18 protein-coding genes are annotated in these 14184 nt (G+C 61.1%); all 18 read left to right on the plus strand.

Features of this window, described 5'->3' with window-relative positions:
• Window positions 1-123: 123 nt before the first annotated feature.
• A complete protein-coding gene (locus ACTQ34_RS07250; RefSeq protein WP_441363195.1) occupies window positions 124-441 on the plus strand; it encodes a hypothetical protein in 318 nt (105 codons plus the stop codon).
• Window positions 438-1298, plus strand: a complete 861-nt coding sequence (locus tag ACTQ34_RS07255; protein ID WP_441363196.1) for a hypothetical protein — start codon at window positions 438-440, stop codon at window positions 1296-1298. Before ACTQ34_RS07250 ends, ACTQ34_RS07255 begins: the two co-directional genes overlap by 4 nt.
• Complete coding sequence (locus tag ACTQ34_RS07260) at window positions 1292-2563, plus strand: replicative DNA helicase (protein ID WP_441363197.1); 1272 nt, start codon at window positions 1292-1294, stop codon at window positions 2561-2563. Before ACTQ34_RS07255 ends, ACTQ34_RS07260 begins: the two co-directional genes overlap by 7 nt.
• 18 nt (window positions 2564-2581) lie before the next feature.
• Window positions 2582-2800, plus strand: a complete 219-nt coding sequence (locus ACTQ34_RS07265) for a hypothetical protein (RefSeq protein ID WP_441363198.1) — start codon at window positions 2582-2584, stop codon at window positions 2798-2800.
• Window positions 2770-3597, plus strand: a complete 828-nt coding sequence (locus tag ACTQ34_RS07270) for a ParA family protein (RefSeq protein WP_441363199.1) — start codon at window positions 2770-2772, stop codon at window positions 3595-3597. Before ACTQ34_RS07265 ends, ACTQ34_RS07270 begins: the two co-directional genes overlap by 31 nt.
• Window positions 3581-5005 (plus strand): ParB N-terminal domain-containing protein, encoded by a 1425-nt coding sequence (locus tag ACTQ34_RS07275; protein WP_441363200.1) that lies wholly within the window; start codon window positions 3581-3583, stop codon window positions 5003-5005. Before ACTQ34_RS07270 ends, ACTQ34_RS07275 begins: the two co-directional genes overlap by 17 nt.
• A 31-nt stretch (window positions 5006-5036) precedes the next feature.
• Window positions 5037-5456 (plus strand): phage portal protein, encoded by a 420-nt coding sequence (locus ACTQ34_RS07280; protein WP_441363212.1) that lies wholly within the window; start codon window positions 5037-5039, stop codon window positions 5454-5456.
• On the plus strand, window positions 5457-5780 hold the full coding sequence (locus ACTQ34_RS07285) for a hypothetical protein (protein WP_441363201.1): 324 nt from the start codon (window positions 5457-5459) through the stop codon (window positions 5778-5780).
• A gap of 65 nt (window positions 5781-5845) precedes the next feature.
• Window positions 5846-8008: a tape measure protein gene (locus ACTQ34_RS07290; RefSeq protein ID WP_441363202.1), complete on the plus strand. Its 2163-nt coding sequence runs from the start codon at window positions 5846-5848 to the stop codon at window positions 8006-8008.
• Between the two features lie 26 nt (window positions 8009-8034).
• Window positions 8035-8799 (plus strand): LysM peptidoglycan-binding domain-containing protein, encoded by a 765-nt coding sequence (locus tag ACTQ34_RS07295; protein WP_441363203.1) that lies wholly within the window; start codon window positions 8035-8037, stop codon window positions 8797-8799.
• Between the two features lie 15 nt (window positions 8800-8814).
• Window positions 8815-9822 carry an XkdQ/YqbQ family protein gene (locus ACTQ34_RS07300; RefSeq protein WP_441363204.1) on the plus strand — a complete coding sequence of 336 codons (1008 nt, stop codon included), beginning with the start codon at window positions 8815-8817 and terminating at the stop codon, window positions 9820-9822.
• A complete protein-coding gene (locus ACTQ34_RS07305; RefSeq protein ID WP_441363205.1) occupies window positions 9819-10094 on the plus strand; it encodes a hypothetical protein in 276 nt (91 codons plus the stop codon). Before ACTQ34_RS07300 ends, ACTQ34_RS07305 begins: the two co-directional genes overlap by 4 nt.
• 2 nt (window positions 10095-10096) lie before the next feature.
• Complete coding sequence (locus ACTQ34_RS07310; RefSeq protein ID WP_441363206.1) at window positions 10097-10537, plus strand: DUF2634 domain-containing protein; 441 nt, start codon at window positions 10097-10099, stop codon at window positions 10535-10537.
• Window positions 10527-11684, plus strand: a complete 1158-nt coding sequence (locus tag ACTQ34_RS07315) for a baseplate J/gp47 family protein (protein ID WP_441363207.1) — start codon at window positions 10527-10529, stop codon at window positions 11682-11684. Before ACTQ34_RS07310 ends, ACTQ34_RS07315 begins: the two co-directional genes overlap by 11 nt.
• Window positions 11674-12213, plus strand: coding sequence for a putative phage tail protein (locus ACTQ34_RS07320; RefSeq protein ID WP_441363208.1), 540 nt, complete (start codon window positions 11674-11676; stop codon window positions 12211-12213). Before ACTQ34_RS07315 ends, ACTQ34_RS07320 begins: the two co-directional genes overlap by 11 nt.
• A 1-nt stretch (window position 12214) precedes the next feature.
• Window positions 12215-13333, plus strand: a complete 1119-nt coding sequence (locus tag ACTQ34_RS07325) for a phage tail-collar fiber domain-containing protein (RefSeq protein WP_441363209.1) — start codon at window positions 12215-12217, stop codon at window positions 13331-13333.
• 4 nt (window positions 13334-13337) lie between these two features.
• On the plus strand, window positions 13338-13982 hold the full coding sequence (locus ACTQ34_RS07330; protein WP_441363210.1) for a DUF4376 domain-containing protein: 645 nt from the start codon (window positions 13338-13340) through the stop codon (window positions 13980-13982).
• On the plus strand, window positions 13897-14184 hold a 288-nt coding region (locus tag ACTQ34_RS07335; protein ID WP_441363211.1), incomplete at its 3' end, for a putative ABC transporter permease. The genes ACTQ34_RS07330 and ACTQ34_RS07335, both read left to right, overlap by 86 nt.

Consider the following 14184-nt stretch of genomic DNA (forward strand, 5'->3'; position numbering starts at 1 on the left):
GCTCACCCAGCCGATGGAACGGAGGGGGCGGCGGTGAGTATCGAAAATATGCCGCGTACTGTCCATATTCCAACACCACCGAAACCAAGCAGAAAAAGGGCTGAGCGCTGGGAGCCAGCGCAGTTGGCAAAGTTGCTTGAGCTATATGCTGCTGGTGTGCGTGATTATGCTGTGCTCGCGGATGCGGTTGGTACGACCGAGAAGCGGGTTCGGAACAAAATCGAGAATTTGATACGAACTGGAGATTTGCCGCACCGTAGGAGAAGTAATGCTGCCCCATTGGTGCTTACTGCGTCCACGTCTAAAACACCTCGGAATGCTCAATCACCCGCGCTGGATATCAGTGCGGCGCTGGCTGAGCTGGAGCATTTGCTTACCTGCGGCGCGGAAATAGCCCATGCGCTGCGCGTGCTGGCAGAGAAGGGAGGCGGCAATGCGTGAACTTTATCCTGAACACCGAACTGAGCCGCTGGCTAAGGGATGAGAAAATCGGCGGCGACCGTGAGGCGATCTTCCTCTATGCGCTCTGGACGTGGTGCGAGAAAAACGCAGCCAACGAGCACAACTATCACGAGGGACGGTACTGGTCGTACAACAGCCTGCGCGGCCTGACGCGCATTTTTCCATGGACGAAGCGGGAACTCGAAAACACGGTCAATCGACTGCGCGACGCCGGTCTGATCCTGACCGCCAAGCTCTCCAAAGACCCCAAGGACACAACGCTGTCTTACACGGTTATCTCGGAAAAAATAGGCGTTTCCCCGTTCAGGGAAACGGTGTCCCCCACGGGGGAAACGGTGTCCCCCACCGGGGACGCATCCCCATCCCCCAGCGGTGAAACGGTGTCCCCGCACGGGGACAACCTGTCCCCCACGGGGGAAACATTAGATGAACAATATAAGACACATATAGTAATACAGGCAAATAAGAATAAGCAAGACGCAAATAAGGACGGGCAGCAGGAAAATAAGCTGACGCCGCGGCAGGCCATGGAGCTGTACAACCAGCTCTGCGTTGATCTGCCGCCTTGCATCCGGCTGACCGACAAGCGGCAGCGCAGTGTGCGCGCGCTGTTCAAGAAGGGCATCACGCCTGAGCAGCTGGAAAGCTCATTCCGCATCGCGCAGTCGAGCGAGTTCTGCCGGGGCAAAAACAAGACAGGCTGGCGGGCCGACTTCGACTGGCTGCTGGACGAGAACAACATTGTCAAGGTGCTCGAGGGCAAGTACAGCGGCAGCGCCACGCCGCCCAAACCGTCTGCACCGACCAAAGAGGAACGGAGGTATGAGCATTGGTAAAAGCGACACTCGATGCAGAATACAGCGTGATCGGCTGTCTGCTGGTTGACCCGTCGATTGCGGGCGAATTGCTGTACCGCACGCGGCCGGAGGACTTCACCGTTCCCGAGCTGCGCACGGTGTACAATGCCGCGGTCAAGCTGTTTGGCGCGGGGCGGCCGGTGGACGCGGTCACGATCCGCGGCCTGTGCGGTGCGGAGTATAACGACCTGCTGATGCAGTGCATGGACATCACACCGACTTCGTTTGGCTGGCGCACTTACATATCCGCCATGCAGGAGCAGACGCGCGTCACCCGGCTGCGGACGCTCGCCGGTGCGCTTGCCGAGGTGCGCACAAGCGACAAGGCGCGCGATCTGCTCGGACAGGCAGGCGAGATTTTAAGTGAAAAGAACCGCACACAGGTCGTGACCATGCAGCAGGCACTTATGCAGTTTTTCAGCGAGCAGGGCGAAAAGCGCCGGTTCATCAGCTGGGGCTTTAATAAACTCGACCATCGGCTGTTTTCCGACTACGGCGATTTCATCATCGTTGCCGGACGTCCATCCGCAGGCAAGACCGCGCTCGCGCTGCAAATGGCAATGCACATGGGGCGGCAGGACAAGGTTGGCTTTTACAGCCTTGAGACCAGTACCGCCAAGCTGACCAACCGATTGGTTGCGAACCGCTGTATCATTGACTTCGGCCATATCAACCGCCGCGAAATGACGCCTGAGGAGTGGGAGCGCGCGGCCAAGTGGAAAAAGGATGTCACGGAAAGCCAGCTAGAGCTGATTCCCGCGTCCGGCTGGGGCGTACAGGATATTCTGGCGACCGCGCTGGCGCGGCAGCACCGGGTGGTGTTTATCGACTATCTGCAGCTCATTCGCGCCGCCGGTCGAAACCGCACCGAACAGGTGACCAACATTTCGCTTGCGCTGCACGAGATGGCGCAGGCACACGGCATTCTGGTCGTGGCGCTCAGTCAGCTCAACCGCGCCAGCACGGATCGCGCGGACGCGACGCCTACGCTGGCCGATCTGCGCGAGTCCGGCCAAATCGAGCAGGATGCGGACGCGGTGCTTGCACTGTACATCGACCCGGACGAGGACGCGCCCATGGACGACCGCAAGCTGCGAGTGCTCAAGAACAAAGAGGGACGGCTGGGCGATTTCTCACTCGCGTTCGACGGCTCGACACAGAGCTTTGCGGAATATATGGACGGGCAGCTTGCCGCCGCCCGGCAGATTAAGAAAATGGAGAAGAAAACCGACGCATCCGCGTGATGAAATGGAGGAAGTGCAATGTTAAAAGCAGAAGTAAACGGAACACATGTTACCGTGGAGATGCACGGTTCTGGCCTGACGCCGTATGCAGATGTTATGCGCCTGCTGCTATCCGTGTATGACGGTTTGGAAAAAACGATGATTGGTGCAGGAGATGCCCTGCTGGCTTATATTTCTGACTCTATGGCAAATGGTGAATTTCTGAAATGCGCCAGAAAAGGAGATGCGAAAATATGAAAACCATCTCTATCGTCAACCTTAAAGGCGGTGTCGGCAAAACGGTGACTGCGGTCAACCTTGCGGCGATTCTCGCCACCGAGTACAATGCGCGCGTGTTGCTGATCGACGCTGACCATCAGGGCAACGCCTCGCGGTTTTACCGCATCCCGGCCGAGCCGGGTACGCTGGCCGATCTGTTTGAGGGCATGTGCCTGTGTTATTCCGACCTTGTCCAGCACACGATCTACCGCGGACTGGACGTCATCCCGGCGGACATGTCGCTCGCGGCGCTCGACCTTGACGGCAGCCTGCCGGACGATGTGCAAGGGGGCACGCCGCGCGACCGTGCGCTGCGCGTGCTCACCGACCTGCGTGACGCGGTCATCGAGGACGACGCCTATGATTATCTCATCATCGATTGTCCGCCCGCGTTTTCGGTCGCGTCCATCAGCGCGGTGGCGGCGTCGAGCGATATCGTCATTCCGGTCAAGCCCGGTGCGTTCGAGATCGACGGCATGGCCGAGCTGCTGCGCCAGATCGATGGCATTCGGCGCGTCAACGGCGCGGTGCAGGTGGGCGTGCTGCTGACCATGTGGCACAACGCGGATGTGGTCCGCCAGGGCGAGGACTGGCTGCGGGCAAACTGCCCTGTGCCGGTGTTCCAGACCCGCATCCGCCGCACGGACAAGGTGGACGAAAGTACCTTTGCGCGCGAGCCGGTCTGCCAGTGGTCGCCGACCTCGGCCGCTGCACGCGACTACCGCGCGTGGGTGCGCGAGTATCTGGGAGGTGGCACAGATGGCGCGCAAGGTTAATGTCGGCGCGATGGTCGCGCACGATGTGTTCAAATTGGACACATCGCCGATGCAGGTTGTTCAGATTCCGCTGGAGCAGCTAATTGTCAACGAACACAACTTTTTCACGGTCGAGGACGTGCAAGAGCTTGCAGACGATATTACGCTGAACGGGTTGTACAGCCCGCTGACCGTGTGCGCAGCAGGGGAGGGCAAGTATCGCATCGTCGCCGGACACCGCCGCCGCAAGGCGCTCGAGCTGCTGGGACGCAAGGACGCGCCCTGCATCGTCAAGACCTATGACGGCGAGGACAGCGAGATGGTCGCGCTGATTCAGTCCAACCTGACCAGCCGCGAGCTGACCTACTACGAGAAAATGCAGGCGGTAGTGCTGCTGGAGAAGGCGCTGCGCAGCATGAAGGAGCGGGGCGTAGAGCTGCCCGGCCGTCTGCGCGACCACCTCGCCGAGCAAGTAAGCGAGAGCGCGTCTGCCGTCCACCGCATGCAGTACATCCACAAGAATCTGTCGCCTGCACTGCTGGACGCGCTGCGACGCGAGCAGATCGGCGAGTCGGTCGCGGACGAGCTGGCGCATAGCCCGAAGAAGGTGCAAGAGGAGTTCGAGCAGCGCTTGGCGCGGGGGGAGACCGTCCGCACACAGGACGTTAAGGCCGCGCGGGATAAGCCGACCGTGTCGGACGGCGTGGTGGATGCGTTTCTGCTGCGGCATATCGCCAAAGGACACGAAGCCGCGCTTTATCGTGTACTGCACGACAGGCAGCGCATGGCGGCGATTCAACTGATACCGGAAATTAAAAGCGCGCTGCATTTCTACGGATATCAGGGGTTTACGTCGGAAGGCGTATGGTTTGACCTCAATGGCAGCGGGCTGGAGGTGAAAAAGCCGTTTCAGGGCAAGCTGTCGTGGTCGCAGATCGTGCAGCGGCTGCGCGGCATGGTGGAGAGCGGCAAGATTGCGCCGCCAGCGGACGAACCCGCGCCCGAGGCGCAGGCGCTGCGCCAGCTGGACGAGCAGATGCAGCAGGCGGTCGCGGAACTGCCGCAGGTGAACGGCAACGGCCATGTGTGTGTGACCGGGCTGAACCCGTATGGTGTGTGCGGTTCGGCACAGTGCTGCGGTCAGCCGTATGCGTGTTGCATGGCTTGTCCAGAGCCGTGCAACATCCACTGCGGATATCTGCCAAAGCCGCAGCCCGCACCGGTTTGGCACCCGTACCCGGACGAGAAACCGGAAGAGGGGCAGACGGTGCTGACGCTGAGCCGTAACAATTACAACCGGGGCAATTATGCCGCCTATGTCTATCGCGCGGGCGGCTGGTACTTGCCTGAGTTCCCGGATGATGGCTTAATGACGGTAGATGTGAGATGGTGGTCGGCCGAGCTGCCGCCAGAGGAGGGGAGCAAATGAACCTGTCTGACTGTACAAAGGCCGATTTGCTATTGAAAGCCGAGGCTTTTCGGTTGCAGAGGTGGCGCGCTTCACCGGTATCCCGGAGTTCATGTTACAAAGCGGAAAGCAGAGCTATAACTCGAACGAGCAGCAGCAGCTCGTGTTCGTGACAAACGCACTTGTGCCACATGTGACTATGTGGGAGCAGGAGTGGGCGTACAAGCTGTTTACGGACAAGGAGCTGCGGGACGGTTGCTATATGCGCTTCAACGTATCCGCGCTCATGCGCGGCGACGACGCGACGCGCAGCAAATTCTATCAGACGATGGTGTACAGCGGCATTTACAACCTCGACGAGTGCCGCGCGCTGGAGGAGATGAACCCCATGCCGGACGGGCTGGGGCAGAACTTCTTTATCACGAAAAATCTGGACACCGTCGGCCATATCGTGCGCGGGGAGGTGAAATGAGTGAGGACACAGATGAACGGCTATGTCGTGCCGGACGATGATGCGGAAACCTACCGCTTTTTCGGTTTTGGTGTGGTGTCGCCGCGGGATGTGCGGCAGGCCATCGCGGACAACCCCGCGGGCGAGACGCTGACACTTGAGGTAAACTCAGGCGGCGGCAACATGTTCGCCGGGTATGAGATTTACACCATCCTCAAGGCGGCAACTATCCCGACCGAGGTGGAAATCCAGTCGCTGGCGGGGTCGGCCATGTCGGTCGCCGCAATCGGCGCGGACGTGGTACGGGCGTCGCCGGTGGCGCAGTTTAAAGGAGTGCCTGCCTAAGGCGCTCGAGGGCATCCGCTGGCGGGCGGAGAGCGAAAAACTGCACCGGGAGGAGGCCGCCGCCCATGCCTGACGTTTCGATTGCGCTGAGCGCGAAAGACAAGGTTTCATCCATTCTGAAAAAGGTCGGCCAGATTTCGGGCGAAACCGCCGACGAGATCGACAAGCTGCAGGACAGCCTTGACACACTTTCGAGCGCAAAGGTAGACCTGAAAACCAATCTGGACAAGGTGCGTCAGCAGGTGAGCGAGGCACGCAAGGAGTTCCGTAAGCTGGGCGACTCGGTCAGCGAGCAGAATTACAAGGATAAGCTGTCCGAGCTGGAAAAGCTCGAGCAGCAGTATTATGCGGTGTCCAAGAGCATCCGCATGGTGGAAAACGAGGAAACCTCGCTTGCGGGCACGCGCAGCAAGCTATCCAACCGCGAAGCGGGCGGCAGCTCCGGCTCGATGCTGGGCACGGTTGGTTCGGCGCTGGCGACTGCGGGCTTCGGCGATATGCTGAGCAATAGCCTGTCGGGTGCGGCGGGTGCATTCTTTAGTTCGTACTACGGCACGACCGACGGCGCGGCGATTGAATCTTTCCTCGGCAGCGCGATTTCGGGCGCGACCATGGGCGCGTCTGCGGGCATGATGGTCGCAGGGCCGACTGGTGCTGCTATCGGTGCGGCAGCTGGTACGCTGATCGGCGCGGTGTCCGGCGGCATCGAAGCCGCGACGCAGAAGTTCACCGAAAAGGACGAGGCGTTTAAGGCGTATGTGCAGGAGGCGACCGAGGGCGTGCTCGAGGAGCAGGCTGCGGCGCTGACGAGCGGCAGCGAGATTGCCGGCTCGCGTGAACAGACCAAGATGGCCTTTGCCAAGGCGCTGGGCGGCGACGAGGCGGCGGATGCCTATCTTGAACAGGTGCGCGAGATGGCCACGCGCACCAATTATACCTACGACGAGATCACAGCCTACACTAAGCAGTTGCTCAACTCCTATGCGCCGGACGAGATTCTGTCCGTGCTGGGCGATCTGTCGGACGCGACGGCTGGTCTAAATCTGAACGGTTCGGATGTGTCGCTCTGGGTGTCCGGTCTCAACCGCATGCGCATCACAGATAAGGCTACGCTCGAGTATCTCAACTATTTCTCAGAGCGCGGCTTGAATGTCTATGAAGCGTTGAGCCAAGCGCTCGGCGTACAGGAGAGCGCAGTGCAGGATCTGATTTCGGACGGCAAGGTCAGCGGCACGCAGGCGGCCGATGCAATTCTGGACTACATTGGTGAGCAGTACGGCGGCCTGTCCGACCGGCTGGCATCCAGCTATGAGGGTCTGATGGGCAACATCGAGGACGCAAACGCAGATTTGCAGGCCGCGATGGGCGAGGGCTACAACGAAGCGCGCAAAGCAGGTCTGCAGGAGCAGCTGGACTGGATGAATGGCGAGATGGGCGCATCTATGCAGCAGGCTTATGAGCAAATCGGCGCGTTTCAAGCAAGCCTTGAAAACACCCGTGAGCAGATGGTGCGCGATGCGATGGACGCCGTGATGACCGGTGTGATGCCGGAGGATGGCTTTGAGGCACAGCTCGCTCGTCTGCAGGAAATGGCTGAGGAATATGCGTCTGCTGCATCGATTGCGGCGGCGCAGCCCGCTGACTCTACGGCGGCGCAGCAGGCACAGGCCGACATGGGCCGCTTGCTGGCAGAAGCGCAGGTCATGGCACAAAACGAGTATAACGCCAGTGAAGGTGCGCAAATCTTGCTTGAGAGCCAACTGACGCTGGCACAGCAGGTGGCCGCCGACACCTCGGCTGACGCGACATATTACAACGCGGGCTTGCGTTTAGGGCAACAGTACACCAAGGGTATTTCAGCGGCGATTGCCAGCTATCGACCGCAGACAATCACTATTCCGGTAGTTACAGGCTCTATCGGTACTTCCGCTGGTGTTGCAACCGGCACATTCGTCGGTAAGACCACCGGCTCTCACCTGACTGGCGCGACCTCGCCCTATCGTGCCATCGGCGAAAACCGCGTGCCGCGCGACAACACGCTCTATCTGCTCCACGAGGGCGAGCGCGTGCTGACCGCGCGCGAAGCGCGGGCGCAGGACCAGGGCGGCACGGGCGGCGTCAACATCTACATGGGCGGCAACTACACCGTCCGGCAGGACAGCGACATCGGCGCGATCGCCGAGGCGGTCGCAGCGCGCATCTTAGCCGCGCGGCGCACGCTGCGCTGATTACATCGGGAAAGGAGGAGCGCCCTATGTCCATCACAGGCGGCATCATCATCGGCGGCGCCGTCATCGGCAATATGGTCGGCACGCTGGCCGCCCAGCAGGCGGCAGCCTATCGCCCCCGCAAACGCCGCATCATCTTTGTCAACCTGACCACCGGGCAGGAGGTCGTGCTGCCGGTCACGCCCAAGGAATATATCATCGACCGCGGCGTGAACATCGAGACGGTCAACCTCACCGGCTTCGGGGACGTACATCTTGCGGGCGACCGCACGCTGTTCACCGAGCGGCTGGAGTTCATGCTGCCCGTGCAGGCGTACCCCTTTAATGACCCGACCACGGTGCTGGAGCCGTTCCATTATATCGACTTCTTTGAGCTGACGGGTGACCGGAAAGAGGTGTGCCGGTTCATCGTCTCGGACAGCCGAACGCAGTGCGAGGTGCTGCTCGAGAACCTGCAATACCGCCAGCAGGAGGGCACGGGCGACTATTACTGCGTGCTGACCATGCGGCGGCACCGCCAGCCCAACCCCGTGCGGCTGGTGGGTGACGAGGGTACGTCCTCCGGACAGGCGGCGACCGTGTCCACGCCCGCCCGCGCGACCGAAACGCCCGCGCAGACTGCGGTGCAGAACCACACGGTGCAGCCGGGGGACACGCTTTCCGGCATCTGCCGCAAGTATTACGGCAATGCGAACCTGTATCCCAAACTCGCCGCCTATAACGGCATCCCCAATCCCAATCTCATCTACGACGGGAGCGTTTTGAAAATCCCGCCCGTGTCGGCGCTGTAAAGGAGGGCGGGAGACATGGAGCAATACCAATATGTGCACCCGTGGGTGCATGTGCGCAATGACCAGGGCGAGTGGGACGTGTCGCATATGTTCCGGCGCATCGCGTGGTCGGGTGACGTGGACAGCGTGTGCCGCACGCTTGAACTGGAGATGATCGTCTCGGCCACCGACCCGCGCCTGCCTTACGTCTATTTGCCGCTTGCGGGCGGCATTTCGATGGGTGTGGGCGATCAGACGCTGTTTGCCGGGGTGGTGGCCAGCAAGGACAAATCGACCGATGCATCCACCATGTCGGTGACTTGCTACGATTACGGTTTTTATCTGAAGAACAGCCGCGCGAGCCGCAAGTACACGGGCGAGACGCCCGAAACCATCACGCGGCAGCTGTGCAGCACCTACGGCGTGCCGGTCGGGTCGCTGGCGCAGACGGGCGTCGCCATCCGGCGCAAGTTTTCGGCCACTGAGGTTTATCGCATCATTGACACGGCCTATACGCTCGCGAGCCAGCAAACCGGCAAGAAGTACCTGCTGCGGTTTTCCGGGCTGCGGCTGGACGTCATCGAGCGCACGGTGACGCCGCAGTCGGTGATTTTGCAGCGCGGGACGAATTTGCAGACCGCGACCTACGGCGAGAGCATCGAGAACATGAAAAACCGCGTCATCATCGTGGACAGCGACGGCAACTTTGTGCGTGAGATTTCGGACAATGCGGCGGTCAAACGGTATGGCCTGCTGGCCGACGTGCTGACGCAGTCGGACGGCGAGGACGCGACCGCCGAGGCAAAAGAGATCCTCGCGGATAACGGGGTCGAACGGCGCGCCAGCGTGACCTGTCTCGGGCACTTGAAGCTCATCACCGGCAACACGATTTATATTGCCGAGCCGTACACCGGCCTTGCCAACACCTGCTGGATTGACGAGGACACGCACGTCTGGCAGAACGGGGTGTACACCTGCCGCCTGACGCTGAATTTCAAGAACGAGATGCGCGAGAGCGAGAGCGGAAGCGAGGTGGAGACATGAGCCAGGTAGCCGAGTTGGCACGCTGCCTGCCCGACCCAAACGCAGCGAAGGGCAATGGCACAGGCATGGTGCTGATGTTCGGCCACGTCACAAAAGACATCGAGCACGACGGCGAGGTCGCGGTGCAGGCGGACGGCCTGCCCCTCGATGAGGACGATCTGGGCTTTGCGGCTGGTTTGCGACAAGGCGTGATGCGCGGCGACCGTGTCCTGCTGCTGCGCTCGGCAGACGGACAGCACTACGACGTGCTGCTGACGATGGAAGGAGGCTGACTATGGCCGAGGAGACGATTTTCCCGTATTTGCAGCCGACAGCAGTCGCCCCGGCGGCGGAGCTGCCCGTGCTGCGTGAATGCGCGTGGGATTTCGTAAGGGACAAGCCGATTTTGCGGCAAGGCGTGCCGGTGGTGGTCGAGCGGGCGGAAGCGGTCGCGGTGTGGGCGTGGAACGCGCTGCACACCGAGCGCTTCCTCTGGCCGTGTTTTTCGTCGAACTATGGCAACGAAACCTACATGCTAATCGGGCAAGGCTATCAGGCGGAGACCAAGCGCGCCGAGGTGCAGCGCTATATTGAAGAGTGTCTGCTCGCCTGTCCTTATATCACAGCGGTGACCGGCACGACGATCGCCGTGGTGGATGACCGGCTGACGGTCGGCTTTGCCATCCAAAGCGTGTACGGTGAGGTGAAAATGGAGGTGGAAACCGATGCCGGATAAAACCGAAACGCTGCAAACGCAGCTGGACGCACTGAAAGCGACGATGCTTGCGCAGGACTTCGACAGCCTGACGCCGGAGGGCATCCAAGACATGCTGCGCGCCTTTCTCTCAGACGAGCTGGGGCTATCCACCGCCGAGGGCAGTCTGCTGCAAATCATCCTCGCGCCCGGCGCTTATGTGTTCTGGGAGGGCTTGCAGGCGCTGCGCGCACAGGTGCCGATTTCGTTTGTGGACGAGACAAGCGGGCGCTTCATCGACAAGAACGCGGCGGGCTATGGTATCACGCGCAAGCCCGGCACGGCGGCGAGTGTTCTGCTCACCTTCACCGGCTCGGCGGGCACGACCATTCCGGCGGGCACGCTGTGCGTGACGCAGGACGGACTCGGCTTTGCGACCGACGAAGCGCTGACGCTGGGTGAAACCGGCAGCGGCACGGTCACGGCGACGGCGGACGCAGTCGGTACGGCGTACAACGTGCCTGCGGGCGCAATCATCAGCATGCAGCAGGCGGTCAGCGGCGTGACAGCCCTGACCAACGAAGAAGCCGCTGCGGGCGGCACTGACCCGGAGACGGACGCCGCGCTGTTTGCCCGTCTGGACGCCTACAAAAAGACGCCGCCGACCTCAGGCAACGACCGGCACTATCATCAGTGGGCGCTTGCGGTCAACGGCGTGGGCGCGGCGTCGGTCATCCGCTGCTGGGACGGGCCGGGCACGGTCAAGGTCATCATCGCGGACATGGCGCTGCGGCCGGTCGAGGAGGAGCTGCGCGCCGAAGTCGCGGCCTACATCGAGACACAGCGGCCGGTCACCGCCGAGGTGACGGTGGAGAGCGCGGCAGGTGTGCCGGTCGAGGTCAGTGTCACGGTGACAACCGACGGCACGGTGTCCAAATTGAACACCGAGCAAGAACTCACCGAACGGCTGGCTGAATATCTTGGCGAAATCGCGTTCACCGAGGGCGCAGAGGTGGTGTATAACCGCGTGCTGGCGCTTGTGATGGGGTTGCCGGGCGTGACCGATTGCTCTGGCTTGACCGTCAACGGCGGCACGGCCAATGTGCCGCTGGACGCGACGCAGCTCCCGATGCTCGGCACGGTGACGGTGAATGGCATCGAAGAGGAGGCAGCGGACGATGGCGCGTAAGCTGACCGACCTGCTGCCCGAGCGGTACTTAAATAGCCCGGAGGTGGGCGCGGCGGCGGGCATCATCTGGGTGCTGGGCGAGGTGTTCCGCGCGCGGGCGCTCGACTGGCTGGCGCAGCTGACCATCGACACCACGACATGGGGCGTCGTCTACTGGGAGCGCGAATACGGCGTCACGCCGCAGGCCACCGATACGCTGGACGACCGGCGCAGCCGGGTCAAGGCCAAGCTGCGCGCGCCGCAGACGACCACGCGGGCAATGCTGGCGAACGTCGCCGCAGCCTACGCGGCGGGCGCGGCATCCTCGGTGGAGGAGTTCCCGCGTGAACACCGCGTGCAGTTCCGATTTGCGTCGTCCGGCGCATTCCCGACGGCGCTGGACGCGCTGAGCGAATCGCTGCGCGAGGTCATGCCCAGCCATGTGGTGTTCCATTATTGCTTTTCTTATCAGCAGACGCAGGAGGGGCGTGTGCGCACGGCGGCAGGCACGCTGCTGCATATCAAATTGACGGCAGGAGGCATGGAATGACGTGGAATACAGGACAATTTTGACCGATGCGGGGCTGGCAGCAGTCGCCGCGGCGGCGCAGGCAGGCGACCAGGTGCAAATCACCCATCTGGCGATAGGCGACGGCGGCGGCATGGAATATGCGCCGGACAGCGCGCAGACCAGCCTAAAAAACGAGCGGTGGCGCGGTGCGGTCGCATCCTATACGCGGGACGGGAATCATTTCACCGTCACCGCGCATATGCCCGCCGAAACCGAAGCGTTTGTCGTGCGCGAGCTGGCGCTGTTCCTGTCGGACGGAACTTGCTTTGCTGTGGCAAATGCGCCGTCCGTTCCGCATCAGCCGCCGGTGAACGGTGTAGGAACGGAATTTGAGACAATTATGCCGTTTGCGGTGGAAAACGCGGACAGTGTGACGGTAGCGGTCGACCCCACCGGCGGCATCCCATGGAGCATGGTCGGCGCACCGAACGGTGTGGCGGGGCTGGACGAGACGGGCAAGGTGCCGGAAAGCCAGCTACCGGAGCTGGACTTCGACCCGTCGGGCAGCGCAGCGGCGGTGCAGCAGCAGCTGGAAGCGCACACGGCAAGCAAAAACAACCCGCACGGCGTGACTGCCGCGCAGGTCGGGGCGTTCACCAAGGCGCAGACACTGACAGCGGAAACGGCTGCACTGTTCGGCCTTGGCGCCGATGCCACGCCAAACAGCGTACTCGCCCAAATAAAAACGCTCTTGAATCAATGCAATGCGGCTGCGGATGCCAAGACCATGTCAGAACTGAAGTCATATGTTGGCACCGGAACATATGGTGCGTCCAACCCGATGAGCCTTTCCTTTTCATTCACTCCTTTCATAGTAATGTGCGTTGGATACAAAATGACAGGCGATAGTTATAACACGTATGTCGCAACGTTCGATCAGGGGTCGATTCCACAAATAGTTGTATCTGCGCTCACAACCTCGTATGTGCAAGGTCGTGGTTTGTGTTGGGATTCCTCAGCTTTGCAATATGCATATGGCAAAAGGAGCGCAGATAGCAAAACTATATACTGGTACAACACCTATGGTTCTGGTGGTGGTGCATACCAGTTTAACTCCAACGGATACACATATTATTTTTTAGCCATTGGAAGGAAGTGAAACGGTGTACTACATCCATCAAACGCCAAACAGTGCAGGGAATTACGGCAATCCAATGGGGGAGCCCTTTGACGGCTGTCTTGCTCTGCCGGACGAGCTTTTGCCCGCCTACATCCAAGCAAACGGCTTTGTAACCATTGCGGTGCAGGACGACACGGTAACCAGCGTTGAGAAAAACGAAGCGGCATGGGAGGCGTGGAACGCGGCACAGCCGCCTGTCGATCTGGACGCACTGCGCGCGGCCAAGCAGGAGCAGAACAAAAAAGCCCTTGCGGACTGGCTCGCCGTGCACCCGCTGACGTGGACGGACGGCAAGGTGTACGGTGTGACCGAGCAAGACCAGACCGAAATGGCGATTAACCTGGCGCAATATCAGCTGGCGGCCGCCGCCGGGCAGCCCGCCGTGCTCGAGTGGCACACGCAGAAAAAGAGCTGCCATACCTTTACACGCGAAGAATATACGGCATTGTCGCTGGCCATTGCCGCGTATGTTTATCCATACAGACGGTATCTGGAGGCTGTCAAGGAAGCTATTTATGAGGCGCAGAGTAAGGAGGAGCTGGATGCAATCGAAATCGACTACGGCGGCGTCGGTGGCGCTGCATATCGTGCTTGCCGTCATCGGCGGGCTGGTGTACATGGGCATTGAAACCCTCTGGCGCGGATACACACACTGGAGTATGGGCGTGCTGGGTGGGGTGTGCTTTGCTCTCATCGGACTGCTGGATGAGTGGCAGGATCACCCGCCGCTGTGGCTGCAAATGCTGGAGGGCGCAATGATCGTGACTGTGCTGGAGCTGCTGGTGGGGCTGGTGGTCAACCGCTGGCTCGGCTGGAATGTGTGGGACTAT

Origin of the sequence: Agathobaculum sp. LCP25S3_E8, assembly GCF_052117165.1 — a bacterium.
Lineage (GTDB): Bacteria > Bacillota > Clostridia > Oscillospirales > Butyricicoccaceae > Agathobaculum.